Annotated in this window: 26 protein-coding genes and 4 pseudogenes; 14 read left to right on the top strand and 16 right to left on the bottom strand. The window is 61.5% G+C overall.

Annotated features, from left to right (window positions below; all coding sequences use genetic code 11):
* The first annotated feature begins 201 nt into the window (after window positions 1-201).
* Window positions 202-1,101, top strand: coding sequence for an NAD(P)-dependent oxidoreductase (locus tag ACFOHJ_RS22180; protein WP_378224921.1), 900 nt, complete (start codon window positions 202-204; stop codon window positions 1,099-1,101).
* 205 nt (window positions 1,102-1,306) lie between these two features.
* Here the strand turns inward: ACFOHJ_RS22180 and ACFOHJ_RS22185 are convergent.
* Window positions 1,307-1,519 (bottom strand): annotated as a pseudogene (locus ACFOHJ_RS22185) (hypothetical protein); the annotation flags it as partial.
* 288 nt (window positions 1,520-1,807) lie between these two features.
* Between ACFOHJ_RS22185 and ACFOHJ_RS22190 the strand changes: the two are divergent.
* The gene (locus ACFOHJ_RS22190; protein WP_378224923.1) at window positions 1,808-2,776 is read left to right on the top strand and encodes a DNA cytosine methyltransferase; all 969 of its coding nucleotides are present in this window, start codon (window positions 1,808-1,810) and stop codon (window positions 2,774-2,776) included.
* 188 nt (window positions 2,777-2,964) lie between these two features.
* Here ACFOHJ_RS22190 and ACFOHJ_RS22195 read toward each other — a convergent pair.
* Window positions 2,965-3,183: pseudogene (locus ACFOHJ_RS22195) on the bottom strand (HTH domain-containing protein); the annotation flags it as partial.
* 103 nt (window positions 3,184-3,286) lie between these two features.
* Between ACFOHJ_RS22195 and ACFOHJ_RS22200 the strand changes: the two are divergent.
* Window positions 3,287-3,616 (top strand): nucleotide pyrophosphohydrolase, encoded by a 330-nt coding sequence (locus ACFOHJ_RS22200; protein WP_378224925.1) that lies wholly within the window; start codon window positions 3,287-3,289, stop codon window positions 3,614-3,616.
* Between the two features lie 245 nt (window positions 3,617-3,861).
* Here ACFOHJ_RS22200 and ACFOHJ_RS22205 read toward each other — a convergent pair whose 3' ends face one another.
* Window positions 3,862-4,116, bottom strand: coding sequence for a hypothetical protein (locus ACFOHJ_RS22205; RefSeq protein ID WP_378224927.1), 255 nt, complete (start codon window positions 4,114-4,116; stop codon window positions 3,862-3,864).
* 13 nt (window positions 4,117-4,129) lie between these two features.
* Window positions 4,130-4,809: pseudogene (locus tag ACFOHJ_RS22210) on the bottom strand (cbb3-type cytochrome c oxidase subunit I); the annotation flags it as partial.
* Between the two features lie 278 nt (window positions 4,810-5,087).
* Here ACFOHJ_RS22210 and ACFOHJ_RS22215 point away from each other — a divergent pair.
* Window positions 5,088-5,447: a diacylglycerol kinase gene (locus tag ACFOHJ_RS22215; RefSeq protein WP_378224929.1), complete on the top strand. Its 360-nt coding sequence runs from the start codon at window positions 5,088-5,090 to the stop codon at window positions 5,445-5,447.
* A 6-nt stretch (window positions 5,448-5,453) separates the two neighbouring features.
* On the top strand, window positions 5,454-5,783 hold the full coding sequence (locus ACFOHJ_RS22220) for a hypothetical protein (protein WP_378224931.1): 330 nt from the start codon (window positions 5,454-5,456) through the stop codon (window positions 5,781-5,783).
* Window positions 5,784-5,972: 189 nt separating this feature from the next.
* Here the strand turns inward: ACFOHJ_RS22220 and ACFOHJ_RS22225 are convergent, their stop codons facing one another.
* From ACFOHJ_RS22225 to ACFOHJ_RS22235, 3 genes are all read right to left on the bottom strand, one after another.
* Complete coding sequence (locus ACFOHJ_RS22225) at window positions 5,973-6,422, bottom strand: universal stress protein (RefSeq protein ID WP_378224933.1); 450 nt, start codon at window positions 6,420-6,422, stop codon at window positions 5,973-5,975.
* Window positions 6,423-6,479: 57 nt separating this feature from the next.
* Complete coding sequence (locus ACFOHJ_RS22230) at window positions 6,480-6,884, bottom strand: host attachment family protein (RefSeq protein ID WP_378224934.1); 405 nt, start codon at window positions 6,882-6,884, stop codon at window positions 6,480-6,482.
* Between the two features lie 128 nt (window positions 6,885-7,012).
* Window positions 7,013-7,462, bottom strand: a complete 450-nt coding sequence (locus tag ACFOHJ_RS22235; protein WP_378224936.1) for a universal stress protein — start codon at window positions 7,460-7,462, stop codon at window positions 7,013-7,015.
* Window positions 7,463-7,782: 320 nt separating this feature from the next.
* Between ACFOHJ_RS22235 and ACFOHJ_RS22240 the strand changes: the two genes are divergently transcribed.
* Window positions 7,783-8,409, top strand: a complete 627-nt coding sequence (locus tag ACFOHJ_RS22240; protein ID WP_378224938.1) for a YitT family protein — start codon at window positions 7,783-7,785, stop codon at window positions 8,407-8,409.
* A 389-nt stretch (window positions 8,410-8,798) separates the two neighbouring features.
* On the opposite strand, the gene ACFOHJ_RS22245 is transcribed toward ACFOHJ_RS22240, so the two are convergent.
* Window positions 8,799-9,212, bottom strand: coding sequence for an ArsR/SmtB family transcription factor (locus tag ACFOHJ_RS22245; protein ID WP_378224941.1), 414 nt, complete (start codon window positions 9,210-9,212; stop codon window positions 8,799-8,801).
* Window positions 9,213-9,280: 68 nt separating this feature from the next.
* Between ACFOHJ_RS22245 and ACFOHJ_RS22250 the strand changes: the two genes are divergently transcribed.
* The 5 genes and pseudogenes from ACFOHJ_RS22250 (at window position 9,281) to ACFOHJ_RS22270 (ending at window position 15,549) form a co-directional block, all read left to right on the top strand.
* Window positions 9,281-10,573, top strand: coding sequence for an NAD(P)/FAD-dependent oxidoreductase (locus ACFOHJ_RS22250; RefSeq protein WP_378224943.1), 1,293 nt, complete (start codon window positions 9,281-9,283; stop codon window positions 10,571-10,573).
* 31 nt (window positions 10,574-10,604) lie between these two features.
* A complete protein-coding gene (locus tag ACFOHJ_RS22255) occupies window positions 10,605-10,808 on the top strand; it encodes a YgaP family membrane protein (protein WP_378225337.1) in 204 nt (67 codons plus the stop codon).
* A gap of 73 nt (window positions 10,809-10,881) precedes the next feature.
* On the top strand, window positions 10,882-11,895 hold the full coding sequence (locus ACFOHJ_RS22260; protein ID WP_378224945.1) for an efflux RND transporter periplasmic adaptor subunit: 1,014 nt from the start codon (window positions 10,882-10,884) through the stop codon (window positions 11,893-11,895).
* Window positions 11,892-15,056, top strand: a pseudogene (locus tag ACFOHJ_RS22265) (efflux RND transporter permease subunit); the annotation flags it as partial. The gene ACFOHJ_RS22260 and the pseudogene ACFOHJ_RS22265, both read left to right, overlap by 4 nt.
* Window positions 15,057-15,162: 106 nt before the next feature.
* Window positions 15,163-15,549 carry a DUF302 domain-containing protein gene (locus tag ACFOHJ_RS22270; protein WP_378224947.1) on the top strand — a complete coding sequence of 129 codons (387 nt, stop codon included), beginning with the start codon at window positions 15,163-15,165 and terminating at the stop codon, window positions 15,547-15,549.
* A 507-nt stretch (window positions 15,550-16,056) separates the two neighbouring features.
* On the opposite strand, the gene ACFOHJ_RS22275 is transcribed toward ACFOHJ_RS22270, so the two are convergent.
* Entirely contained in the window at window positions 16,057-16,398 is a 342-nt protein-coding gene (locus tag ACFOHJ_RS22275; protein WP_378224949.1) for a PepSY domain-containing protein, read from the bottom strand.
* Between the two features lie 257 nt (window positions 16,399-16,655).
* On the opposite strand from ACFOHJ_RS22275, the gene ACFOHJ_RS22280 reads away from it, so the two are divergent.
* Entirely contained in the window at window positions 16,656-17,570 is a 915-nt protein-coding gene (locus ACFOHJ_RS22280) for a LysR family transcriptional regulator (RefSeq protein ID WP_378224951.1), read from the top strand.
* A gap of 43 nt (window positions 17,571-17,613) precedes the next feature.
* Here ACFOHJ_RS22280 and ACFOHJ_RS22285 read toward each other — a convergent pair whose 3' ends face one another.
* The 7 genes from ACFOHJ_RS22285 to ACFOHJ_RS22315 all read right to left on the bottom strand — a co-directional run bounded on the left by ACFOHJ_RS22285 (window position 17,614) and on the right by ACFOHJ_RS22315 (window position 23,887).
* A complete protein-coding gene (locus ACFOHJ_RS22285) occupies window positions 17,614-18,087 on the bottom strand; it encodes a hypothetical protein (RefSeq protein ID WP_378224953.1) in 474 nt (157 codons plus the stop codon).
* 144 nt (window positions 18,088-18,231) lie between these two features.
* Window positions 18,232-19,224 (bottom strand): FAD:protein FMN transferase, encoded by a 993-nt coding sequence (locus tag ACFOHJ_RS22290; protein WP_378224956.1) that lies wholly within the window; start codon window positions 19,222-19,224, stop codon window positions 18,232-18,234.
* Window positions 19,205-21,412: a PepSY domain-containing protein gene (locus tag ACFOHJ_RS22295; RefSeq protein ID WP_378224958.1), complete on the bottom strand. Its 2,208-nt coding sequence runs from the start codon at window positions 21,410-21,412 to the stop codon at window positions 19,205-19,207. Before ACFOHJ_RS22295 ends, ACFOHJ_RS22290 begins: the two co-directional genes overlap by 20 nt.
* A gap of 12 nt (window positions 21,413-21,424) precedes the next feature.
* Window positions 21,425-21,895, bottom strand: coding sequence for a DUF2271 domain-containing protein (locus ACFOHJ_RS22300; RefSeq protein ID WP_378224961.1), 471 nt, complete (start codon window positions 21,893-21,895; stop codon window positions 21,425-21,427).
* A 220-nt stretch (window positions 21,896-22,115) separates the two neighbouring features.
* Entirely contained in the window at window positions 22,116-22,817 is a 702-nt protein-coding gene (locus ACFOHJ_RS22305) for a VIT1/CCC1 transporter family protein (protein ID WP_378224963.1), read from the bottom strand.
* 99 nt (window positions 22,818-22,916) lie between these two features.
* Window positions 22,917-23,432 (bottom strand): cytochrome b, encoded by a 516-nt coding sequence (locus ACFOHJ_RS22310; protein ID WP_378224965.1) that lies wholly within the window; start codon window positions 23,430-23,432, stop codon window positions 22,917-22,919.
* A 53-nt stretch (window positions 23,433-23,485) separates the two neighbouring features.
* Window positions 23,486-23,887, bottom strand: a complete 402-nt coding sequence (locus ACFOHJ_RS22315) for a PepSY domain-containing protein (protein ID WP_378224967.1) — start codon at window positions 23,885-23,887, stop codon at window positions 23,486-23,488.
* Between the two features lie 138 nt (window positions 23,888-24,025).
* Here ACFOHJ_RS22315 and ACFOHJ_RS22320 point away from each other — a divergent pair, with 138 nt between their 5' ends.
* Together ACFOHJ_RS22320 and ACFOHJ_RS22325 are read left to right on the top strand one after the other, a co-directional pair.
* Window positions 24,026-24,688, top strand: coding sequence for a response regulator transcription factor (locus tag ACFOHJ_RS22320; protein WP_378224969.1), 663 nt, complete (start codon window positions 24,026-24,028; stop codon window positions 24,686-24,688).
* Window positions 24,685-26,016, top strand: coding sequence for an ATP-binding protein (locus tag ACFOHJ_RS22325; protein WP_378224972.1), 1,332 nt, complete (start codon window positions 24,685-24,687; stop codon window positions 26,014-26,016). Before ACFOHJ_RS22320 ends, ACFOHJ_RS22325 begins: the two co-directional genes overlap by 4 nt.
* Window positions 26,017-26,054 lie beyond the last annotated feature (38 nt).

Genomic DNA, 26,054 nt, shown 5'->3' on the forward strand with positions numbered 1-26,054 from the left:
GTTTCACGAGGATAAAGCATCGGGCAACTCGCCTCCCCGGGTTGCGACATCCGAGCGCCGTTGGCGGCAAGGGTGCATTGACCGGGGTGCTGGTGCCGGGAAAGACACCAGCAACATTCGCGGAAAGTTTTCGACGATCTCTGCCGGAGCGGGTCGACCGTGTTCTTGAGCAGAAAAGCCCGTTATGAGGGAAGGACTACGATGGCTCCAAATCTGGCAATTCAGAAGCGGGTGGGTTTCATCGGCCTGGGTATCATGGGCCAGCACATGGCAGGACATATCCTGGCCGGAGGCTATGAACTGCACGTAAACAGCCGAACACGTGCCAAGGCGGATGCGTTGGTCGAGCGTGGCGCGATCTGGTATGAAAGTCCGGGGGAAGTTGCCGCTACAAGCGATATTTTGATTACCATTGTCGGGTACCCGGTCGATGTTGAATCCATCTATCTCGAACCGGGAGGAATACTCGACAGAGCGCGGCCTGGCGCCGTGCTTATCGATATGACTACATCCAGTCCCTCGCTTGCCGAAAGGATCGCCAAGGCCGCTTCGCTACGTGGGATGATGGCTCTCGATGCCCCCGTTTCAGGCGGTGACATTGGCGCCAGAGAAGCCAAGCTCGCCATCATGGCAGGGGGCGATGAAACTGCATTCAGTCAAGTCTTGCCTGTGCTGCGGCTGATTGGAAGCAATGTAGTTCACATGGGCCAAGCCGGAACGGGTCAGCACACGAAAATGGCTAACCAGATTGCAATCGCATCTACAATGATCGCCGTGTCGGAGAGCATCAGCTACGCCACCCGGGTGGGCCTTAACCCCGATCTGACGCTGGATGTGCTGGGAACAGGGGCAGCTTCTAGTTTTCTTCTGAATGGATTGGGACGCAAGATGGTCCGCCAGGATTTTGCGCCGGGATTTTTTGTTCATCATTTTGCCAAGGACATCGGCATTGCACTAAATGAAGCTAAGCGTATCAATCTTGATTTGCCCGGTCTGGCACTGGCCCAGAAGATGTATGAGCGCCTATTAGCGAACGGTTTTGGTGAAGAGGGAACCCAGGCTCTTTACCGCATCTACAACAGGCTTCACTGGTCGGAATGACCCCCGTTTGGTATATCTTTTCCCAATTTCGAGGGAAGAGATCGTGGTGCGGCCAAGAATTCATTGGGGGATTTGAGCGTAACGGCCGTGCCAATCGACGGATTGCCCGCGTTGCCGCCTGGTGCGCCCCTCAATCACGGTCGCCAGGTCCATGACCGTGACCACCGATCCTGCGGCGTTGCCACAGCCAGTATCATATTGAATCTCACGTCGACAGGAATCTGCTTGTCTTAGCGGCGAGGCCCAGTCTGCTGTCGAGAGACAACGATCCGGCGCCAACCGTCGCCAGCACGAACATCCCGCCGGCGACGGCAAGATCTTTCTCGAAATGCAGGAGTTCATTCCGGATAGCGCAGTTGGTGTGGAACAGCGCCGCCGTCGTCAGGCAGAACAGCCCGAGCGCGCCAGCGCCGACCTGACGCGACCCGAGCAGAGCCACGGCAGGCATACTATCCAGCAGTTCAGAGAGTTGGGTGGTGAGCCCCGTCGAGTTCGAGGAGAAAGCTATGTTAGCTTAACCTGGTGTCCGAAAAACCGGCAGCAGGCCATTCGCCCAATAATTTGGTTGGGCCGGATTTACCCTGATGAGTCCGAGGTGCCTAGGCATCTGTTTTGCAGGAGGGCAATTAGGTCTACCCCAGAAATCGCCGGACCTTAATACTTCGGCAGGAAGGGACCCGGTATGACCTTCTGAGGGGGGGATCATATGCGGGTTTTTTCTACCTTTAGCGGCATTTCCGCTGCGACAGCGGCATGGAAGAGGCTTGGCTTCGAGTTTGTGGGCTACTGCGAGCCCGAGGCATTCCAGAGCCTGGTTCTTTCCGAGCGATGCGGGGCGACGAAGCCGCGATACCTGCCCGATTACAGGACGATTATGGAGGCCGTCTGCCGGGAGGTTTTCGCCGATTATGCGACGCCGGAAATTCTCACGGAATGGCGGGCAGCATTTGCGGGTCGCGATTGGAATGATCCGGATTTTGATTTTCCAGACTCGTTTGCCGAGATGGTCCTGGAGGGGTGGGGTCAGCGCCAGCCAGCCGCGGATGAAATGGTGAGGCGGGATGAGACGGCGCGGAAAAACACGCGGGTCAAGGCCTGGCCCCGAGGGCGGGTCCCGAATTTCGGCGACTTGTCTCAGATCACGGACGAAGACCTTCTTGCTCTTGGTCCGGTGGACATTCTCGAGGGAGGATCGCCGTGCCAGGCTTTCAGCATCGCAGGCAAGCGACTGGGCCTGGACGATTATCGGGGCAATTTGACGCTTCAGTTCGTCGAACTCGCCTACCGGATGCAGAAGCTGAACGGGCTGAAATACGTGGTATGGGAAAATGTGAAGGGGGTTTTGGATGCCAGGAAAGGCAACGGATTCGGCTGTTTGCTGGGAGCGCTTGCCGAAAAGCAAGGCGGTGAAATTCCTGCGCCAGGGAAAAGGTGGACGAACGCAGGTATGGTGTCTGGGCCCAACGCCAAGATTGCCTGGCGAGTCCTCGACGCTCAATATTTCGGCGTGCCCCAACGACGCGAAAGGGTCTTCCTTGTGGCAAGTCTTGGAAAAGCCGCGCGATCCTTCAGACCTGAAGCCGTACTACTTGAGCGCCGAACAGAAGGCGACGGTTCTTCGAAACGCCGGACTAAGAGGCTGCCCTCTCGACGCACGACCGAATATGGGAAGTAGCCAAATTTTCCGTCGTCAAGTTCGCCCTTGATCGTTTGCAGTGAGATTTGCTTTGCATCGTTGGAGTGTCCAAAGCTCATTCGGAGAGCCATTACCCAGTCGCGCCTAAGCTCCTTCTTGCGGGGAGGAGCGAAGAATTCTTCGCTTCCGACGACTGGCATTGCATCATTTCTAAGTCGTCTGAGGAAAAACACTCCCGGTCCGGTGCGATAAAAGCGACTGGCCTCGCGATATGTCGAAACATCTTCGCTTAGTCGTGCATGCAAGGTCTTGTGCTGTGTGGCACCATGCAGATGAGAAGGTACAAGGCGGTTCAAATAAGCGACCCGTAGAATGTCTCGCGGTCGCATCGGTGTGCCCGATGCCGCCAATACATCCTCCGCTAGGTTGAGATAGGCGTCCGCCACTGTGCTCTTCCAGGTTCGCAATTGCGCAACTTGGCATTATAGAGGCGTTTTTCCAGCTCGCTACGTGCAGTGCAGCTACGTGCTACGGAGGGCATTCGCCACCATGGACAAGATCATCGCAGCTCTCAGAGTGTTCCGAGACGATAGGGACTGGACAAAATTTCATACCGCCAGGAATTTGGCGACATCGGTAAGTATCGAAGCCGCTGAATTGCTTGAGCATTTTCAATGGGATGTCGGCGATGAGGATTCGTTAGAGATCGAGCGGGAGGCAGTGGCTGGCGAATTAGCTGACGTCTTAATTTACCTCCTAATGTTGTTCGACAAGCTTGGGCTGGATCCGGCCACGGAAGCGATGAGGAAGATCGAATCGAATAGCCACAGGTTTCCGGTTGGCTCCCAACCCGGAAAGCGGCGTCGCCAAGGTGCGTGATTCGACAGAGGTCGCCGGAAGTGTGCCCGGATGTACACGGGATCAACAGCACGTGCATGCGCTAACAGGTGCGTGAAACGGCTAACGAATGTCCGACTGGCAGGATCACAACTGCCGCTCGCTTGTATCGACCGAAACGTCCGCTTTTGGGTGAAGGCAAAGTTTACCTGAACGTCCGGCTTGGCGGCGCAAAGCTGCCGTGACATTGTGCCAACTGGTCGGCCAAATCATGATGGGCTGCTCGTTCACATTACCGGCACGCTAGGAGATGGCGCGCCCTCGCGGCCAAAGCGATCGGCCCTGTAGGGTTGCGGCTGACCGGATACGGCGCGTTCCGAACGAAACGCAACCGCCCCAATGTCCCCAACAGCACGATAGGCCTCGAAGAGATTGACGAGTGCCGTCTGTTCTTCCGCGTACCCGGCGGCCTGCTGACTGAAGTCACGTTTGCCGAAACTCTCCTGATCAAGTTCGAGAACTTTACGCTGTAACGTACTCATCGTAAGCGCGGCTCAGCGACGGAAAGGCGAACAGGATCATTCCGGCGACGATCAGCAGGTACCAGGCAAACAGCGGCATCATGTTGATGCGCATGCCGGGCGCCCGGCACTTTATGACACCGACGATGATTTCGATCGCGGCCAGGATCGAGGCGACATCGATGAAGGACGGCCCAAGCAGTCACAGATATCGGCACCGATACCGGAAAGTTCTTTGTCGGTGGCAAGCGGCGGATACATGAACCAATCCGACGACGGAGCCGCATCGAAGAAGATTGAGCCGCACACGAAGACGCTGCCGATCAGGAAGCTTCAGAAGCCGAAGGCCGGAAGTCGCGGACAGGGCAGTTCCCGCGCACCGAGCATGGGCGGCAGCAGGAAGATCGCGATAGCCTCGAAGATCGGCACGACGAACAGGAACATCATCACCGTGCCGTGCAGCGTGAAAGCCTGGTTGAAGCGGTCGGCGGAGAGAACGTCGTTGTCCGGCAAGGCCAGTTCCACATGCATCAGCAGCGCCAGCACGCCTTCAAACAGCATGAAGGCGAACGCTGCCGATCCGTACCAGAGGCCGATCTGAAAGTTGTTGACCGACGTCCAGTAGCGCCAGCCGGAAGGGTTATCCCAGACGGCGCGCAGCCTAGCGGTCTTGGCCTGCCGCTCTTTCATTGAAACGGTTGAGCGGCCGGTCATTTCGGCCTCGCCAGATAGATGGTGATGGCGTCGATCTCCTTTGGCGAGAAAGGCATCGCGGCCCGCAGCCGTGACAAGCTTCGCAGGCGACGCTTGCGCGGAGAGCCACTGGCGAAAAGCCTCCGGCTCCATCGCAACCACCGAAAAGGCAATAAGCGCATGCGACGTGCCGCAATATTCAGCGCACGGCCCACAGACGACCACGCCACGTATGAAATTATCGCATTCCGCGATAAGGATATCCGGAGACAACACGATCGGCAGCTTGGAGTGTCTCCATGAAAAACCGGCCCTTGTGGGAACGTGTCCGGTTTGCTCTTTGCGGGGTTAAGGAAGCTTGCCGAAGGGAAAGGAGCTTCAGAACGCAGGGTGTCATCGCCATGCTGGTCGTTGCCGGATTTTTGGTCCTTCGCGTCTCCTTGATTTGGTTCGCGATCGCCATCATGGCAATCGCGCTGGTGCTTGCCACGGAATTGACCAATGCCGCGCTTGAGGCGATGATCGATCGGCTGCATCCTGAACGGCATCCCGAGATCCGCGCCGCAAAGGACATGGCGGCAGGCAGCGTTCTTCTGGCTGGTGTGGCAGCCGTTGTTGTCGGCTTGCTCATGCTGATCTCTACCTATTCGACCTGGTGAACGTCGATGATGCGGCTCGCCCGTTCGCTGGCTCGCTCCGTCGCCGCGGCAATCCGTCACGATCCTGAAGTCGAGCGCATGATCGCCGCCCATACAAAAAGCTGGCGACCTTCGGTCGATCGCTTCGACCGTAACAGGCCGCTTGTCCTCTGGTTTGCGGTCGGAGTGACAACCTCCCTCTTTCCCTTCTTCGGCACGGTCGAAAATCTGCTTGCCAAAGATTCGCTAGTTGAGGCGAACCTGCGTATCGTGTCATTGGTCAAGGCGTTTCAGACTCCGGGCCTCGACGACTTCACGTTGTTCTTACGGATCCGTGGAACTGGCAGATCGTGGTGATGGGTGCCGGACTTCCGGCCGTTTGGCCCGCTCTGCCGCGCGCTGGTTCTGAATCTGAGCGCTCATCGCGTCCACCGCTTTGGCAGACGGATTTGTATGGCCATTCAAAGGCCTTTTTCATCGTGCCGGCCGGACCAAGGAGCGCGCTGGTGCGAGTCCAGGGCGCGAGCTTCCCGAGAGATCACGCCTTCAGCGAAACACGATCACTGGAATATCGGCATTGGTCAGCACTTCTGCGGTATGGCTACCCAGCATGACCCTGCTCATACCGGTGCGGCCGTGCGAGGCCATCACGATGACATCACAGCCGCATTTGTGAGCGGTATCGAGAATGGCTGGCGCCGCCCGGCGGTCAGGCACGTGGACGGTCTCGATCTCGAGACCCAGCCGCTTGGCGCTTGCCTTAACGGGTGCGAGGATCGCTTCGGCATGCCGGTGCTGATCCTGTTCATAGGCTGCCATTTCGACGTCGTTTGGAGTCCACAGGTCACTCGAATAGGCGAACTGCCCGCCGGGCACTTCCGTTGCCGTCATCGCTGTGACCCGTGCACCATGTTCTTTGGCGAGCGACAGACCGTGGATAACACCTGCCTGGGAAAGCTCTGAGCCGTCAGTGGGAATGAGGACGTGCGTGTACATGGAGGGTGTCTCTGAACGGGTACCGTCGATGCCATTCTTCGGGCCGGCCGGACGGGATCAAGCCCGGGCGACCGCAGCCTCGATCGTCTCGATGCTGCCTCCAGTGAAATCCTTGGCTAGTTCGCCGATCAGATTTTCCCTGGTCACGTCGTGGAAGTGGCGTCGCAATTCCCCCAGGGTCCGCGGATCAGCGATGATAAACAGCGAGACGATCTCCCCGTCCAGCATCAGCCGGTTCAGGTATGCTGCTGCGCTCGCCGCGAAATCGTCTTCCTCGAGCCGCCACCGGTCAGGGTTGGCGGACGTGCTGCGATGCCGTGCGCCCGAACCCTGGTTGGCTGGTTCAACGCCAGCAACGGTCTCCTCGATCAACCGGATACGGGGTTCGACGCCTTTGTTGCGGAACAGGCGCAGCTTCTCGCCATCGACGACGGCAACGGTGGTGTCATTCGGCAATAGCATTTTTCTGTCCTGCGGTTTTGTAGGGCTTTTCCGTTCTTTTCCAGTTACCGGTCACTGACCGGCGCATCATTGATCCTGGTCAAGTAGCCGAGCAACGGCGCGCAGTGGCGCCGCGCATTCGTATCACCTTATTTGACGACAAGGACCGGGATGGCAGCATGCGCCAGCACCTCTGCCGTCTGGCTGCCGAGCAGCAACCTGTTGACGCCGCGTCGGCCGTGAGAGCCGATGACGATCAGGTGGGCGCCCCGCGCCACAGCCATGTGCAGTATGGCCTCGGCCGGCCGCGCCTCGGAAACATGCACCAGCGCAACGTCAACGCCCATCTTGCCGGCATTCGCCTTCACCTCATGCAAGACCTTGTCGGCCGCTTCTTTCTGTTTCCGGTGGAATTCGTTCATCTCCTCGTCCGAACCTTTCCAACGCGCTCGGGCAGTCATTTCAGTGCGTGAATAGGGATTGGTTACGGTGAGGACGGTGACCTTGGCGTCAAGATCCCTGGCAAGCGACAAGGCAAAGTCGACTCCCTTCTGGGCGGTTTCGGAGCCGTCCGTCGGGATGAGGATGTGCTTGTGCATCTGCTGTCTCCGGATACCGTTAGAACCACTCATGGTTGGGAATCGTGCGTCCCTCCCGGCTGATCATCCTTCATCCGCAAAAGCAGTTCACGGCGGACGTGGGTCAAGGATTTGCTGCGAGCGCGGTACCATCCCCTTTGTTTCCACAGATCACGCCTACGCACGCTACGCCTTGATCGACGTCAATAGGCTTTGCGCTAGCGCGCAGACCGGCCGACACGCATGGCAGATACCGCAGGCGTTTTCGCAGCAGGTTTGCGCCCAGATAAAGATTGCTCATCGATAACGGGGCAGAATTTCGGCGAGTGGGAAAGGGGCACATGTCTCAACGCGAAGTCGGAAATACGATGGTGATGAGGCATGGCTTGCATGAAGACGCGCTTGCGCTGATCCTGGGCAGCCTGATGTTGGCGCTGGGCATGACCATCTACGCCCAGGCGAGGTTGGTGGTCGGCGGCATGGCAGGAGTGGCGCTCCTGCTCCAGTACACAAGCGGTATCAGTTTCTGGCTCGGATTCTCATTGATCAAACGGCCTTTCTATCTGCTCGGCTGGAAACGGCTGGGTGGCGCGTTCGTCTTGCGGACGTTGGTTGCCGTCAGCCTCATCTCGCTTTTTTCACGCCTTACGGCCGAATGGGTGGTATTTTCGCAGTTGAATCTCATCTATGCCGCGATCGTGGCCGGAACGTTGTGCGGGACCGGCATGCTGATGCTGTTCCGGCACCGCACCAGCCTAGGCGGCAACAACATCCTCGCCATTTTCCTCCAAGAGAATTTCGGGCTTCGCGCCGGCTATTCTCAACTCGCCGTGGATCTCAGCATCCTATCCGCCTCGTTCCTGGTTCTGGCACCCGACAAAGTCCTGCTGTCGGTCCTAAGTGCGACGGTTCTCAACCTCATTCTTGCGCTCAGCCGTCGCCCCGGTCGCTATCTCGGTACGAGTTGATCAGCCGATAGCGTAGGTGTCGCCGCTGTCAGCCACGAGACGGGTTGATTGTAAACGACGGACGGGTATCGTTGCCCGCCAAAGCGACGTTTTTCTTTGTCGTCACCTCCGGTCGACGAAAGCCGTGTGTGGTCGACGATGCCTGCAACGCCGCTTACGCCTTCGGAAAGGACACGCGCCGCGTTCCGCTCCTCGTTAAGCTGACGTTGCCCATCGATGCGGTATTTCCACTGGCTTTTTGGCTCGCCGCTATCTTCGCCGTCCTCAATGCAATGTTGTACAACTTAGTTGAGGACGCCGTGCTTCGAGCGCACGGACGCAACGTGCAACGTGACCTCAAGACGCTATCGACCTACTCAGGGCGCATCGAAGCGGCGCGAGTTGGAATTTCACTTTGTTCTTTTCCTTGCCTGCGACGGCGGGCAGAACGCTGTTTGCAGGGCGCCGACGACGGTCAGGATTTCCGGCCGCACGATCGAATAATAAACGGTGGTTCCCTCGCGCCGGGCCTCGACAAGCCCGTCCGCTCTCAGCCGCATGAGCTGTTGCGACATCGGCACCTGCTCGATGCCAAGCTCCTGACGGATTTCGGCCACGGACTTTTCCCCATCGACCAAAGCGCATAGCGCCAGAAGGCGCTGCGGATGCGACAAGGAGCGCATCAGCTCCGCAGCCGAATTCGCGGCAGGGATCATATCTGATACATTCATACTATTGAATTTATATCCTTTGAATGTTACATGCAATCCCGATTGAGCGGCGTCAATTCGCTCGTGGCCGACAAGCCATAGAATATCAGGCAATAGTTCTCGAAGAAACAGCGCGATCCGCCGGCAGACACCGGCCGCGGTCTCTAACAGGAGGAACCAAAGTGTCTCATGTCGCCATACTCGGAGCAGGGCTCGGTGGCGTCATGTTGGCCTACGAAATGAGAGCCAAGTTACGACGTGAGGACTGCCTGACCGTCGTCAATCTTGGTACGATCTACTCGTTCGTGCCGTCCAATCCCTGGATCGCCGTCGGCTGGCGGCAGCCCAAGGACATAACGGTGGACCTCGTTCCGATATTGAAGAGCCGCGGCATCGAGCTTCGCTCGGAAGGGGCGGAGCGGGTGGAGCCGACCCTGAACCGGGTACGTCTCAATGGCGGCGACATCGTCGACTACGACTACCTCGTCATCGCCACCGGACCGGACCTTGCTTTCGACGAAGTACCGGGACTCGGTCCCAGTGCCCATACGCAGTCTGTCTGCCAGACCGATCATGCCCTTCAGGCAAAGGCGACCCTCGACAAACTCGTCAAGGCTCCGGGACCTGTCGTGATCGGAGCGGTGCAGGGAACATCCTGCTATGGTCCGGCCTACGAATTCGCCTTTATCCTCGGCGCCGCGCTTCGCAACGCCCGTATGCGCGATCAGGTGCCCATAACGTTCGTCACGCCCGAACCCTATATCGGCCATCTCGGGCTCGACGGGGTCGGCGACACGAAGGGCTTGATGGAAAGCGCCATGCGGGAGCGCCACATCAAGTGGATCACGAATGCGCGTACGACGAAGGCCGATCCCGACAGGCTTTTCGTCGAACAGGTCAACGAGGACGGCTCCGTCAAGGCGACACACGAACTGCCCTTCGCATTCTCGATGCTGCTGCCGGCGTTCCGCGGGGTTCCTGCTGTTGTCGGCATCGAGGGTCTGACCAATGCGCGCGGCTTCGTGATCGTCGACAAGCACCAGCGCAATCCGACATTCCCCAACGTGTTCGGTTTGGGGGTGTGCGTCGCCATCCCGCCGGTCGGAAAGGCGCCGCTCGCGGTCGGGGTGCCGAAGACCGGTTTCATGATCGAGTCGATGGTGACCGCAACGGCCCAGAACATCGCCGCCCTGCTCAAGGGCGAGGAGCCGAAGGCGGTCGCGACCTGGAACGCGGTCTGCCTGGCCGATTTCGGCGACGACGGCATCGCCTTTGTGGCGCAGCCCCAGATTCCGCCGCGCAACGTGAACTGGGCTTCGCAGGGCAAATGGGTGCACGCCGCCAAGATCGGCTTCGAGAAGTACTTCCTGCGCAAGGTGCGGCAGGGCAAGGCCGACACGTTCTACGAAAATCTGGTGCTCGACATGCTGGGCATCAGGAAACTCAAAGAAATCCATATCGACACCGCCGAGTAAGCGCGGTTCGGCAACAGAAGGAATTCAGATGATGACGCTCGATCGTGCCGTAATGATGTTCGCAGGCTTGATAGTCCTCGTGTCCCTGGCGCTCGGGTTCTACGTGTCGCCCTGGTGGTATCTGCTCAACGCCTTTGTCGGGCTGAACCTGATGCAGGCGTCGGTGACAGGCTTCTGTCCGGCGGCGACCATCTTCGGCAAGCTCGGCATAAAGGCGGGCTGCGCATTCAAATAATCAGGGATCCGGTTTCTGCTCCGCACCTTCAACGGCGCAGCAGAGATTGCCTTCTGAAAAGAGACCTATGTCCATGTTTCGACCCGTCGCGCGGCTTGCCGCCGCCATCCTTTTCACAACGGCAACCCTAGCCAGCCCAACGTCCTGGGCAGGCGAGTTCGTCGTCCAGCCCCTCACCGTCCCGGAAATGAAGGCGGTGTTCGGCCAAGTCGAAAGCCGCATCGTCGTTCCGGCCCGCGCACGTATCGGTGGCACCATTCGCGAACTGCGCGTGAGCCAGGGCGACGAAGTCAAGGAAGGCGATACCGTCGCCGTCGTCGTCGACGACAAGCTGGCGCTTCAGCTCACTGCGGCCGACGCGAAGATCGAAGCCCTCAATTCGCAGCTCGAGAACGCCCGCGTCCAGCTGGAGCGGGCACAGCAGCTCAGAACCTCGGGCACCGGCTCGCAGGCCAGCCTCGATCAGGCGCGGATGCTGTTCGAGGTCGCAACGAACGAGGTCGCGGCGGCGACGGCCGAGAAGGCGGTCATCGAACAGAGCGCGAAGGAGGGTGACATCCTCGCTCCCGCCGCGGGCCGAGTGCTGACTGTGCCGGTGACGCCAGGTTCCGTCATCCTGGCGGGCGAAGAGATCGCCCGCATTGCTCCCGGACCCTACTATCTGCGTTTGTCCTTGCCCGAGCGCCACGCGGCCGAAATCGTAGGAGGGTCGCAAGTCCTTGTCGGCGAGCGCGGACTGAGCCAGGCACCTGGTGAACTGGCCAAGGCCCATCAAGGAAAAATCGTAAAGGTCTATCCCGAGATCACCGATGGACGCGTGATCGCCGACGTCGAGGTTTCGGGCATCGGCGATTATTTCGTCAACGAGCGCACGCTGGTGTCCATCCCGGTCGGAAAGCGCACAGTGCTCGCCGTGCCGCCCGAGGGAATCAAGACCATCCATGGTGTCGACTACGTGCATATTGCAGGCGCGCCAGGCGGAATGGACGTCGCCGTCATCCTGGGCGATCCCTTCGAATACGACGGAAAGCGACTGGTGGAGGTGCTGACCGGCCTGCATCCCGGCGATCCGGTGATGCTGCCATGAAGCTCGGGATCGCCGGGAGGCTCACCCGGACATTCATCGCCTCGCCGCTGACCCCGCTGTTCCTGCTGGCCGCTCTCGCGCTCGGACTGATCGCCCTGATCACATTGCCGCGCGAGGAAGAGCCGCAGATCTCCGTGCCGATGGTCGACATCCACGTCACGGCCAACGGGCTCAAGGCCGAGGATGCAGTCAAGCTCGTGACCGAGCCCTTGGAGACCATCGTCAAGAGCATAGACGGCGTGGAGCACGTCTATTCGCAGACCGAGGACGACGGAACACTGGTCACGGCGCGCTTCAAGGTCGGCACGAATTCCGACGCCGCCATTTTGCGCGTGCACGAGAAGATCCGGGCCAACATGGACCACATCCCGGTCGGCATCCCCGAGCCGCTGATCGTCGGCCGCGGCATCGACGACGTCGCGATCGTGGTCGTCACGCTCAGGCCAACGCCGGAGGCGGCTGCGCGCTGGACAGCGAACGGTTTGACCCGGCTGGCTCGCGAATTGCAGGTCGAGGTCTCGAAGCTTCCGGACATCGGCCTCACGTATATCGTCGGCGGACAGCCGGAGGAGTTCCGGGTGGAACCGGACCCGGCGAAACTGTCGCTCTATGGCATCACATTGCAGCAACTCGCGGCCAAGATCGAAGGCGCCAACCGGTCCTTCCGCATCGGTGCCGTGCGCGAGGATACGCAGCAGCGCGCCATCGTCGCCGGACAGACCCTGCAATCCCTACCGGAGATCGGCAATATCCTGCTGACCGCCCGCGACGGCCGTCCTGTCTATATTCGGGACGTCGCCAATGTCGTGCTCGCCACATCACCGGCCGAAAACCGTGTCACCGACATCCGAAGGACCGCTTCCGGCCTTGAGCGCGCGCCGGCGGTGTCTCTCGCGATCGCCAAGCGTCCCGGCACCAACGCCGTCGTCATTTCCGACGAGATCATCAAACGGCTTGAGCAGGTACGCGGCCAGATTTTCCCCAAAGACGTGGAAATGACGGTCACGCGCAATTACGGCGAGACCGCCAACGAGAAGGCGAACGAGCTTCTGTTCCATCTCGGCCTCGCCACGGTCTCGATTGTCGTCCTGGTGGCCATCGCCATCGGCTGGCGCGAGGCGCTGGTGGTGGCGGTCGTGATCCCGACGACCATCCTTCTCACGCTGTTCGCCTCCTGGATCATGGGGTACACGCTCAACCGGGTGAGCCTGTTCGCGCTCATCTTCTCGATCGGCATCCTGGTCGACGACGCCATCGTCGTCATCGAAAACATCGCCCGGCATTGGGCAATGCATGATGATCGCTCGCGCCTGCAGGGGGCGATCGACGCGGTCGCCGAAGTCGGCAATCCGACCGTCGTTGCCACGCTCACGGTGGTCGCGGCCCTGCTGCCGATGCTCTTCGTCTCCGGCATGATGGGACCTTATATGAGCCCGATCCCGGCCAATGCGTCGGCCGCGATGCTGTTCTCCTTCTTCGTCGCCGTCATCCTGACGCCGTGGCTGATGATGAAGACGGGTGGTGCCCATGAAGGCGGCGGCAGTCATGAGGATGCGAGCGGTGGACGCCTTGGTCGCCTTTATAGCGCTGTCGCACGACCGATCCTGAAGAGCAGGACGCGGGCCTGGACCTTTCTTATCCTTGTCGGTGTGGCCACGCTTGCCTCGCTTAGCCTGTTTTATACCGAGCACGTCGCGGTCAAGCTGCTACCCTTCGACAACAAGCCCAATCTCCAGGTCGTGCTCGACCTGCCGAAGGGTTCCTCTGTCGAGGACACAGACCGGACGTTGCAGGCGATGATCGACCGCCTGCAGGCAGTGCCGGAAATCGTATCGTTCCAGACCTATGCCGGAACGGCGGCGCCCTTCGACTTCAATGGGCTTGTGCGCCACTACGGCCTGCGCTCCGGTCCGGAACAGGGCGACATCGCGGTCAATCTTCTCGGCAAGAGCGATCGCGACCGGACAAGCCATGCGATCGCGCTCGATATACGCGAACGTCTCAAGAGGCTGGACCTGCCGAAGGAAGCCGCCCTCAAGATTGTCGAGCCGCCGCCAGGCCCGCCCGTCCTAGGTACGTTGCTTGCCGAGATTTACGGCCCCGACGCCGAAACGCGACGCGCGGTCGCCGAAAAGGTGAGGCAGGCCTTCAAGAGCGTGCCTTTCATCGTCGATGTCGACGACAGCTATCACAACCAGGCAGAGCGGGTTCGGGTATCGATCAAACAGGACAATCTCGAGTTCTACCGTGTCGAGCAATCGGACGTCTATGACGCGCTAAGCTATCTCTATGCCGGCAAGACGGTCGGCTATTCGCATCGTGGCGGCGGGCGCCAGCCAATCGCCATTCGTCTTGCGCTGCCGAAGTCAGACGCGGTGATGGATGAGCGGGCGCTGACCACGCCGGTGCCGGCCAACGCTCTGCCCGGCGGGCGTGGCGTCGTCGAACTGGGCGATGTGGTTGGCGTTTCGCGTGAGCCTGCGTCCTGGCCGATCTTTCGTCACAACGGACGTCCCGCCGAAATGGTGATGGCCGAACTCGCTGGAGCATACGAAGCGCCGATTTACGGTATGCTGGCGGTGGACGATGCGATCAACAAGGCGGGCTGGGGCAATCTGCCCAAGCCAGTGATCGCACTGCACGGCCAGCCAGAAGACGAAAGCCATCCAACTCTTTTGTGGGACGGCGAATGGGAAGTGACGTGGGTGACGTTCCGCGACATGGGCGCCGCTTTCATAGTCGCGATCCTGGGCATCTACGTCCTTGTCGTCGCCCAGTTCGCCTCGTTCAAGGTGCCGCTGGTGATCCTGACGCCGATCCCGCTCACCTTCATCGGCATCATGATCGGCCATTGGCTGTTCGCGGCGCCGTTCACGGCGACCTCGATGATCGGCTTCATCGCGCTTGCCGGCATCATCGTGCGCAACTCCATCCTGCTCGTCGACTTCATCCGCCATTCGAGAGATACGCAAAGGCCGTTGATCGACGTTCTGTTGGAGGCGGGCGCCATCCGCTTCAAGCCCATCCTGCTTACCGCCCTTGCCGCGATGATCGGGGCGGCGGTGATTCTGGCCGACCCGATCTTCCAGGGGCTGGCGATTTCGCTTCTCTTCGGCCTGGCATCCTCAACGGCGCTGACCGTCCTCGTCATCCCGGCCATCTACGTGGTGCTGAGAGGCGAAAAGAATCCGAATGGCCAGGAGCATGCGTTTGAAGCCGCGGCCTGGTTCAGTCCCCCCAACCTCAACTTAAAGCAGGAGATCTCCCATGAGCTACTATTTCGCCAAGACGCTTCATTGCTCTTTCGATGAAGCCGTACGGCGCGTCACAGACGCCCTCAAGAAGGCTGGCTTCGGCATTATCACGGAAATCGACGTCAAAGACACCTTCAGGAAGAAGCTCGGCATCGACTATCGGAACTACCGGATCCTGGGGGCGTGCAATCCGGTCATTGCGCGCGACGCGCTGGAGGTCGAGGACAAGATCGGCACCATGCTGCCCTGCAACGTCGTGATTCAGGATCTCGGCGATAGCAAAGTCGAGGTGGCTGCAATCGATCCCGTCGCATCGATGGCCGCGGTCGAGAACACCGCGCTTCAGGGCTCGGCCAGGAAAGTGGCGGATATGCTGAAATCGGTTGTCGCGAGTTTGTGAGCGGTTCGACCCTGACGTGCCGCAATTCGGTTGACATCTTGACATGTTTTCGGAGGTTGCCGCAAGTCTACAGCCGTCGTCGAAGTCGACATCGTTGAACGCTAGCACGGGATGCGGCCGCCCATCGTTCAGCCGGAACACCGACAGATTGCCGTCGGCGTTGTCAACCTTGACCACGGCATCCAATTTCTTTGAGCGTTACGTGATGGCAAGGGGTGTCTATCAGGACCCTTGCCGAGATAGCGGCGGCCCAACCTTACCCTGGACACCTGAAGCCAAGAGGTCAACAAACCCCACGATATTGCGGGGTTTGTTTTAATATCAACGTCTCCACACACAGCGAACTCTCGAATTTTATACGACGTGGCGTCGATGCCTGCGTAAAAAGCTATGTAGAGAACCCCCTAGGGATTACGCGTGGACGACGTGCAACGTTGACTATGAGGCATTTCCGTAGTGCTGATGCTTTGGAGGGGCGGGAATGCGTTCATCAGAATACCCGCTGTGCTAATCTTCCTCGCTCTCATGTCGTGCAGTGCCATCTGCGTTGTCGGTCGTGGGCGCATTGCTGCCATTGCCGAAACGCTTGACCTTGCCGTCGACGACGTCCAGCGTTGCCGGATCGACCTTCACCTTGAGAATGTTTCCGCTGCCATCCGTAACGCGAAGTTCATAGCAGCCACCGTCGATCTTCATCTTGTCGATGGTCCACCCGAAGTCACCAGCAAGCTTCGACAAAGCTTCGAGTGGCTGTCTCTGTTCGGGCATGGCATCGCATTTCTCTCCAGCCAGCGCAGCGCTTGCCGGCAGAGCCGCAAGGAATGCAAGCGTAACCAATGTCTTTTTCATGGTTCAACTCCTGAGTTATCGTTGTTGACAGGGAAACCATGCGTCGCAGCGCTGACGCGCTCCTGACAAATACTAACAATTGCCGTCAGCTGTCCGTCAGGTTGAAAAGCCAGATGGCCATAGGATTCAGCGCACGCGGATCGATCGGCAAGTGGAGGCCTTATGGAGACCAGCAGTCGAGTGGGCCTACCGTTTCTGACGATCCCTGGTTCGAGATAGAGACATGGGGCGCTATTCACACAGTAAGGAGCCATTGCATGAACGCACAGGGCCAGGATTGGGACGACCTTCGCATATTCTTGGCCGTGGCCCGGGCCGGGTCGCTTTCGGCTGCGGCACGCGTGCTGGGTGTCACCCATTCGACCGTTTTCCGTCGCATCGGAGGCTTTGAGGCACGATTGGGTGCGCGGCTGTTCGATCGGATGTCCGGCGGCTATGCACTGACGACAGCTGGCGAGGAGATGCGTGATTCTGTCCTCCGCATCGAGGAGGAAATCTCCGCGCTGGCCCTGAAGGTCATTGGGCAGGACCAGCGGCCGAGCGGGACGATCCGCATCACTGCCACCGACTTGCTGGCTGTTGGGGTGCTTCCTCGTCATATTGCCGCGTTCCGGGCAGAATGGCCGGGGATCGAGATCGAGGTAGTGGTAGCGGACACCATGCTGGATCTGACGCGGCGCGAGGCGGACGTGGCGCTGCGGATCGGCAATCCGGTGCAGGAAACGCTGGTCGGGCGACGAGTTGGCCGGCTGGCGTTTGCCGTCTACGCAACGTCAGACCTTGGCGCAGGGGAGCGGGGCGATCCGGCCCACGGTGACTGGATCGGTTATGGCTCGGCCCACGGTCCGCTGAGCCGCAGCCTGGCGCGCTGGTGGCCGCAGATGCGGCAGGTCTATCGGACGAATTCGATCACCGCCGCCCATGCCGCGGCGCGAGCCGGGATCGGTCTTGCCGCCTTACCCTGCGTACTTGCCGATTGCGATCCTGAACTGGTTCGCGCCACCTCGCTTCCCGAGGACTTCATGCTGGATCTGTGGCTTCTGACACATGAAGATCTGCGCAATACCGCGCGTGTCCGCATCTTCCTTAATTTCATGGCCGCCGCGCTCGCCGCCAATGCCGATCTGCTGGAGGGGCGCTGCCCCTGCAAGATGAAACCGGCGGGGGCATGACGCCCCCGCCGGGCCCATGCTTCGGGCTGACACCCGACCTGTATCAATTGAATGCCTGCCAGCCAGGATGCTCAAAATGCTCGCCATATGCGTTCAGTGCCTGAACGATCGTCACTGCGCCCGTTTCTGTCTCGCCTGCTTCCAGGGCTGAGACGCCGGTCATGACTTCACCCAGGATGACATGGAATTGCTCGTCGACCTTGGGTTCGAGCACACAGTTCTCGATCATGAAATCGAGCTGCTTTTGAATGTCGGCAGCAATCTCCTTGCTGGCATCAGCCGGCAGGGTACCGGCATGAATCGCCTCAAGATTGGCGGCCATCGTGCCATGGATCGCGGTCATGCCGGTGATCATGTTCTGGTCGCCCTGCCATTTGGCGCCGTTGTTCAGCATGATCTCGATCGGCGCCTCGCCGGAGCCGTCATGCGCATGGGTTTGTGCCGCTACGATCCCTGATGTGCTCAGGGCGAGGGCGAAGGCCATAGCGAAAGCGGTGAAGGGTCTTGCGGTCTGCATAGTCGTCTCCTGTAGTTGCTGTGTTGGTTCCGGCCGCAACGGATGATCAGGGAATGCCGTCGAGGTTGAGATGAAAGTAAGCTGTTCGTTTTGGAATAGGGATTAGCGAACCCTGCAAGAACAGCTTGCATGGATGGACAGGTTTCAGCCGATGGCGGAACGCTCCCGGTCTGCCCCCGGTACTGCTCCACCGTCGAATAGCGGGCCAACGGCATGTGCCTTGAAACCGTTGGCCTCACGTATAAGGAAGAGCACGTCGAGGCCATGGCGAGCGGCCAATTCACCGCCAGTCGTGGAGCCCAAAACCATCAGTGCGGTCGCCCAGGCATCGGCTTCGGCGCAGCTGCGGGCGACCACCGTCACTGAGGCGGGCGACGACCGGAGTGGAGCACCCGTGATCGGGTCCATTGTGTGTGACAATCGCTGGCCCTGAACTGTTACAACATGCCGGTAATCGCCCGATGTGGCGACGGCGGCGTCCTGCAAGGCCAGCAGCGAATGCGATGCGCGGCGATCAGCGGCGGGCGCTTCGATAGCGATGGCCCAGGGCTGGCCGTTGGGGCGTAGGCCCAGCGCTCGCATTTCGCCGTCGATGCCTACCAGCCCGGATGAAATACCGAAGTCACGCAGCGTCTCGGCCAGCCGGTCCACGCCATAACCCTTGGCGATACCGTTGAGGTCGAGGGTGATCGGCGCCGTCTTGCGCACCCTTGCGTTCGGCATATCCAGTTCCAGCACGGCATGGGTGGGCTGGCGCGCCGCATCGAGGGCGTTGCGGATAAGGCGCCGGTCGGCCGCCGCGGAGCCAAAACCCCAGGCGGCTACCGCATCGCCCATGCCGATGTCGAACGCGCCGCCCGAGGCGCGGCCGATATCGAGTGCGAGGCGCAGGACCTCCACCAAACGCCTCGGCACTTCCACCCAGACCCCGGGCGGCGACGCGTTGAGGCGCATCAGGTCACTGTCTGGCCTCCAGGTGGACATCTGCGCATCCACCTCGTCCACCGCTGCCTGGAGCGCATCGCGGACCGGCCCTCGATCGAACGCTTCTGTTGTATAAAACAGCGCCGACCAGCGGGTGCCCATGGTGGGACCGTTCAGTGCCCGGCGCTCCGTTTCAATAGACATCTTCGACATAGCGTCCTTGTGCCTTGAGCAGGGCCGGCGTCAGCCCTGCCGGTGCGAGAATATCGGTGAGCGCAGCGGAGACGCCGGCCGCCATGTCGCGCCCGCCGCAGACCATAATCCGCGCGCCCCTGGCGATCAGGCGCGTGATCTCGGCAGCTTCCTCGCGCAGCGCATCTTGCACGTAGCGGGGCATGCGCCCGCGCGAGCAGGCAGCGACCAGACGGTGCAGACGGCCCTCTCTTTGCCAGTCCGATAGTTCCTCGCCATAGAGAAGATCGCTGTCAGGATGGCGCATCCCGAAGAACAGATGGATCGGGCGGTGCCTGATGTTGGCGCGCACGAAGCCCGCCAGCGGCCCGATCCCCGTGCCGGCACCGATCAGGATCAACGGCGCGCGGCCGCGACCAGGGTAGAAGCCGGGATTGCGGCGCAGGAAGGCGCTCATGGTGTCGCCCGGCTCCAGTTCGAGAAGCCGGCTGGAGCACAGGCCTCCAGGGTGCTTCTTCACGACGATTTCAACGAAGCCGTCGCGGCGGCTCGACGCGAGCGAATAAAACCGGGGAACCGTCGCGCCATCCGGCACGATGCCGAGGAGGTCGCCTGCGCGGAAGCGGCCAAAGCCGTGGCGGGCCAGCCGCCGCCATAATGGGATTGCAGGTAGGGCAAAGCGCAGGATGGCCGTCGGGGCCTGTACATCGGCACCGTAGTCGCGGCGCGAAAGCAGCGTCAGCGGCAGCGCGGCCGGCGGTGACGGCAGCTGGGAAAGGACAAGGTCGATACCCATCGCCGCGCCGAGTGCACGGCCCCAGCGGGCAAAATCCTGCGGCGACTGGCGATCCACCGTGGCGAACGGGATGAGTTGGCGCCATCCTTTGGCTGCCGCCGTCTCCGCGACCGCCTCTGCGAAGGCGCAATATGCGGCAAAGCCACGATCGCCGAAGCCGATCACCGCCAGCGGCGTGGAGGGTGTCGCAGGCAAGGCTTGCAGCCGGTCGAGGAAACCCCTGGCGGAGGCCGGTGCGTCGCCATCGCCATAGGTGGCGGCGAGGATCACGATGCGCCGCGCCTGCCTATAGCGCGCCGGGTCGAAGGCCGACATCGGCGCGGCATGCACCGTCTGGCCGGTATCTGACAGCGCGGCATGCAAGATCGCGGCGAAGCCCCAGGTGCTGCCGCCCTCGCTGCCGACCAGCAGGATCGTCTCCGCATGCCCGGCGGCGACGTTGCCGCGGATGCGCGGCCGTCCGCGCCGACCTGCGAGCCACAGGGCGAAGCCCGTGCCCGCCATCGCCGGCACGCCAAGCGCCATGACCCCAAGGACAAGCCCGAGAGCTGCGGCTCCCTGCCCGGTGTGCAGCATATAGATGGTTTCCGAGAGGCGCTGCCACCTGTTCAGGCCGCTCCACGCCAGAACCGCGCCGGTACCCTGGTCGAGATGGCCCGTGCCGCGATCCGTCTTGAGGGTCAAGATGTCGGCCGCGTCGCCTGGGTCGGGGAACGACAGGCTGCGCAGTTCGGAGACGGGTGTTTGCCTAAGCATCTCCATGGCCGCTACGGACGCGCCGGTCCGACCACTTGCATCGTTGAGCAAGGCAGGTGGTGTTGGCCCGTCGGGCAGGAGATCGAAGGTCGAGGCTGTCATCCACAGGGCGGTCGCGGAGGACAACAGGAGGCCGGCTGCCGCGACGCGCGCAATCTCGACATGCAGCCGGCCGGCGAGCGGACCGCGCAGCGGCGCGAACCAACGCCGCCAGCCGCCGGCCCGGCGCGCCACGAGCCCCGCGCCGGACAAGGTCAGTACCAGCATGGCGGCAGCGCCGGCGGCCATCGCCAGGCGGCCGCCGTCACCGAGAAACAGCGAGCGATGCAGGTTAGTCAGCCACCGTTCGAATGGGTTGGGGTCAGCGGCGGCGATCTCTTGGCCGGTCGCCGGATCGATGACCGCCGCCTGCGGCGCACCGTCCTCGAACCAATAGGCGGTGATCCGGCCCGAAGGCGCCCGCCGGATCTGCTCCAGTTGCGGGTAAGCGGCTTCGATGCGTGCCGCCAGATCGGCGACGGACAGCGTCGTCGCCGCCTGCGGAGAAGTCAGACGCTCGGCGGCGGGGAACAGCGACAGGGCCGCTCCGCTCAGGCTGAGCACCACCAGCAGGAGCGCAGCCAGAAGGCCCGGCCAGCGGTGAAGGGAGCGCATCATGGCTGCCTCCCGCTACATGGCGTAGGAGAAATCGACGATGTAGCGCCGGCCGGGCACCGCTTTGCCAGCGCCGTCGGTCGTCAGCGGGACAGCCAGTTCGTTGGGACTGTCACGCATGTCCTCGACCGCGGCATCGATGTGCAGCGTATAGCCCGCATCGAACAGCGCGTCCGCCAGATCCAGGGTGATTTCTAGCGTGCGGCCGGCGCCGACACTGGCGCCGGTGATGCCGTCGATCTCCGCGACATTGCCGCCGGTGGCACGATACCAGCCGGACAGGTGCTCGTAATATTTGGACTTGGCGCCAGCCATCCACAGACTGCCGGCATAAGCGCCCTGTGCATCGGTGACATAGAGCGCCAGATAGGCGCCGTCGCCCCCGTAGTTGCCCAGCGTCGTTGCCAGCGTCACGGGCCGTGCCATGGCTAGGCCGGGAAGCGTGAGCGCCGTCGTAATGGTGAGGAGTGCAAGAAGCGATTTCATGTCGATGGTGCCTTTCCAGAGTCGCGAACCGGCGGTGTCTTCTGTCCGCCGGTGCGATCAATCTGGGGAAGGCATCTGAGCGCTTGCTGACAACCTTGCGACTTTTGCTTCAGCTTGCCGTCAGGAAACAGTCGGCGCGGGACCACCGCGCGAGGCCAGCCGTTGGGTCTGCGCCATCAATTTCATGACGGAGCGAGGACCGGTTTGTGAGAGCCACCTCTTACACTACTGTGCCGAAGATGGCTCCGATACCTGCCGTCAGCGCCATCGCCACGGCACCCCAGAAGGTCACGCGCGCCATGGCCTTGCCGATCCTGGCGCCGCCTGCACGCGCTCCTATCGCGCCGAGCAGGGCGAGAAAGACGAGGGAGGCGACGGACACTCCGGCGATCAGCATGGAACGCGGCATCAGCACCGCCGCCAGCAACGGCAGCGCTGCGCCGGCTGCGAAGGTCGCTGCCGAAGTGAATGCGGCCTGAATGGGCCGGGCCGCGGTCACCTCGGACATACCCAGTTCGTCGCGCGCATGCGCGCCAAGTGCATCCCTGGCCATGAGTTGATCGGCCACCTGGCGGGCGAGCGCCTGCTCGAGACCGCGCTCCACGTAGATCTGAGCCAGTTCCTCGCGTTCGAAATCCGGCTGGCTTGCAAGCTCACCTCGTTCGCGAGCGAGATCAGCCTGCTCGGTGTCGGACTGGGAACTGACCGATACGTATTCGCCGGCCGCCATCGACATGGCGCCGGCAACCAGGCCGGCGACACCGGCAACCAGCACGTCGGAGGTCGAGGCCGCGGCGGCGGCAACGCCGACAATCAGGCTCGCGGTCGAGACGATCCCGTCATTCGCACCGAGGACCGCGGCGCGCAGCCAGCCGATGCGCTCGACCAGATGGTTTTCCGGATGGGTATGCGCACGCACCAAAGCCTCCCTGCGGAGTTGCGATGCCTAGAATCCGCTCCTGCCGTCTCGGCATTTCTCAGGCGAACTATGGCTCAAGAGGCTGGCGGGCGGAAGCCTTGCTTAGCGCAGGCTCATGCGCTGGAGAGTTCCGTCGCGCAGAACGAACTGGTGCCAGATGGCCATCACGGCGTGCAAGCCGGCGAGGATCAGGATAAACGTGCCGGCGTTCTCGTGGAGATCGGCGATCAGGCCGGGTCGCCCCTGTACAGCTGTCGTGAGTGCCGGAAGCTCGATGCCGAGGAACGAGACCGGTACCCCCATGCGCGATGCGGCGTACCAGCCGGTGAGTGGCAGGCCGATCAGAAGTAGATAGAGCAGGCCGTGGCCGATCTTTGCGGCGGTTGCAAGCCAGTTGCGCTGGTTAGTCATGTCGGGCGCCGCCCCCGCTAGCCGCAGGATCAGGCGCGGCACGACAAGAGCCAGCACCGCCAAGCCCAGTGTGAAGTGCAGTATGGGTGGGCGCTGAGCCACTTCGCGACCACCCTCTGCGGTCAGCCAGGCGCCGAGCACCAGAAGGGTGGTCAGCCAGTGAATGACCACCATGGTTTTCGAGTAGCGAGCAGAATTTTGGGACACGGTCTACTTTCCTCCCGTTGGGAGATGGCGGTGAGTGTGGAGAAAGAGCCGCGTCACTTCACAACGCTTTTCGGCGGCTTGCCCGTCTCAAACAATTTGTTTGCAGGCAGGGTGTCCGAAGGGCCGCTCGCGCCGGGTCCAGAAGACTGCCGCCGCTCGCGCGGACGATCGTCGTCGTCATGCCGATCCTTGCGCTTCATATTGACGACGGAAAGGGTTTCGGGATCGATCTTCGCCTTGAATGCCTGTCCGGTCTCGTCGAGACCCCGGACCTGATAGCAACCGTCATCGATCTTGATGCGGCTTACCTGCCAGCCGCGGGTCTCGGCCATCTTCTCTACCGCTTCGCGCGGCTGCCACTGATTCATCGGGACATGGCAGTCATCGTCGGCCATGGCCATGCCGGTTCCCGCTGCAACGAGAAAAAGTGCGGCTGCGGCAATATGTTTGGTCATGTCATTTGTCCTGCATCAGTGTTTGCACCGCGGAATGCTGGCACCCATTCCTGACGGATAGCTGAAGCCGGATCGGCTTTCGTGTCAGCCGGCTGACAGGTTCGGCGGCCAGAAATCAGGAACAGGCGGGATACCTTCATGAGAGTCCTTCTGGTTGAAGACGACACGATCCTCGGCGCGGCGGTGCGCGATCACATCGCGGCCGACAGTCATTCGGTCGACTGGGTCACCCGTCTCGACGCGGCGGCGGACCATCTGGACAGTGCCGCTTACGACCTCGTCCTTCTCGACCTCATGCTTCCCGATGGGCAGGGCATCGCCTTCCTGCGCAGTCTGCGCCGCAAAGGCAGCGTAACGCCGGTCATCATCCTGACGGCGATGGATCAGATTTCGGACCGCATCAGCGGGCTTAATGCGGGCGCGGATGACTATATGACCAAGCCGTTTGATCTGTCCGAGTTGTCGGCGCGGCTGAGTGCCGTGGCGCGTCGCTACAGCGGCAATCCCAACCCGCTCGTCACGCTCGGGGAGCTTCAGGTCGATCTCGCCGCCAGGACTGTCATGCGCAATGGCCGTTCCATCGATCTGACGGCGCGGGAATGGGCGCTGTTCGAGGCTTTCGTCCAGCGGCCCGGTCAGGTGATTTCGAAGATGCAACTGGAGGAACGTCTCTACCCCTTCGGTGCCGAAGTGGAGAGCAACACGATCGAGGTGCATGTCAGCCGTCTGCGCAAGAAACTGGGGCAGTCTGCCATCGAGACGGTGCGCGGGATCGGCTACCGGCTGGGTGGCGCCCGATGATTGCGCCTCGAAGCCTGCAATGGCGTCTGTCGCTCTGGCTGGGGCTGGGCATGACCCTCCTATGGGTGGCGACGGCCGCACTGACCGTGCAAAAGCTTCGTCATGAGATGGACGAGGTCTTTGACAGCGCACTTGAGGAAACCGGCCAGCGTCTCCTGCCGCTGGCCGTTCGCGATGTCATCGACCGGGACAGCGATGACGAGCCGAGCCAAAGCGTCGCGACGATGCGCGAGCACGATGAATTTTTCACCTATGTGGTGCGGGATGCCGAAGGCCAGGTCCTGCTGCGTTCGCACAAAGCCGATTTGTCGGTTTTCCCGCCGTTCGCCGGCATGGGGTTTACGGATACGCCGACCCACCGCATCTATTCCGACGCCGCCCTCCAGGGGACGGTGACCATTTCCGTTGCCGAGCCGCTGGCGCGACGCCGCGCGGTGGCGTGGCAGACATTGCTTGGACTTGCGCTTCCGCTTGGTCTGCTCGTTCCTGTCAGCCTGATCGGCGTATGGGCGCTCGTGCGCCTGTCGATGGCGCCGCTTCGGCGCCTGCGCTTCGACATCGAGGCCCGGGGCGCCGACGACCTGACACCTGTGTCCATGGCAGGCCTGCCTTCGGAGATAAGGCCGAACGCGCTCGCAGTTAACCGCCTGCTGGAGCGTCTCAAGCGAACGCTGGAAGCCGAACGCAGCTTTACCGCCAATTCCGCGCACGAACTGCGCACGCCGGTAGCGGCGGCGCTGGCGCAGACGCAAAGGCTGATCATCGAGACATCGGACAAGGTCGCGCGCGAACGTGCCCGTGAGATTGAGGCCGCCCTGCGCCGGCTTGTGCGGCTGTCGGAAAAGCTGATGCAACTGGCGAGGGCCGAAGGGGCGCGGCTTCAGGTGGCGGAGCCGATCGATCTCGCCGTCATCCTCCAAATGGTCGTGAACGAAATGACTGCGGGCGCGGACAATGCCGGGCGCGTCGAGCTAGTTTTGCCCGATGTCCCCGCGCTCTCGCATATTGACGCCGACGCTTTCGCGATCCTCGCGCGTAACCTGATCGAGAACGCGCTGAAGCATGGTTCGGGGCAAGAGCCCGTGCGTGTGGTACTGTCCGCGGACGGAGTGCTGCGCGTCGCCAACGCTGGACCGATCGTAGCATCGGACCTGCTTGCCCGCCTGTCCGAGCCATTCGAGAGGGGGCGGGCGCAGGCGGACGGCGCCGGTCTCGGATTGGCCATCGCCTGCACCATCGCCACCGGCAGTGGGGGCAGGATCGAACTGCTTTCGCCGCGGGAAGGGCGGCAGGACGGTTTCGAAGCCAGGTTTTTTAGCGGCGGATGACGGTTCGATCCACCGGAAGAAGACGGATATGCGAAAAT

It is taken from the genome of Aquamicrobium soli, from assembly GCF_042646345.1.
In the GTDB taxonomy this organism is placed as follows: Bacteria; Pseudomonadota; Alphaproteobacteria; order Rhizobiales; family Rhizobiaceae; genus Mesorhizobium; species Mesorhizobium soli_A.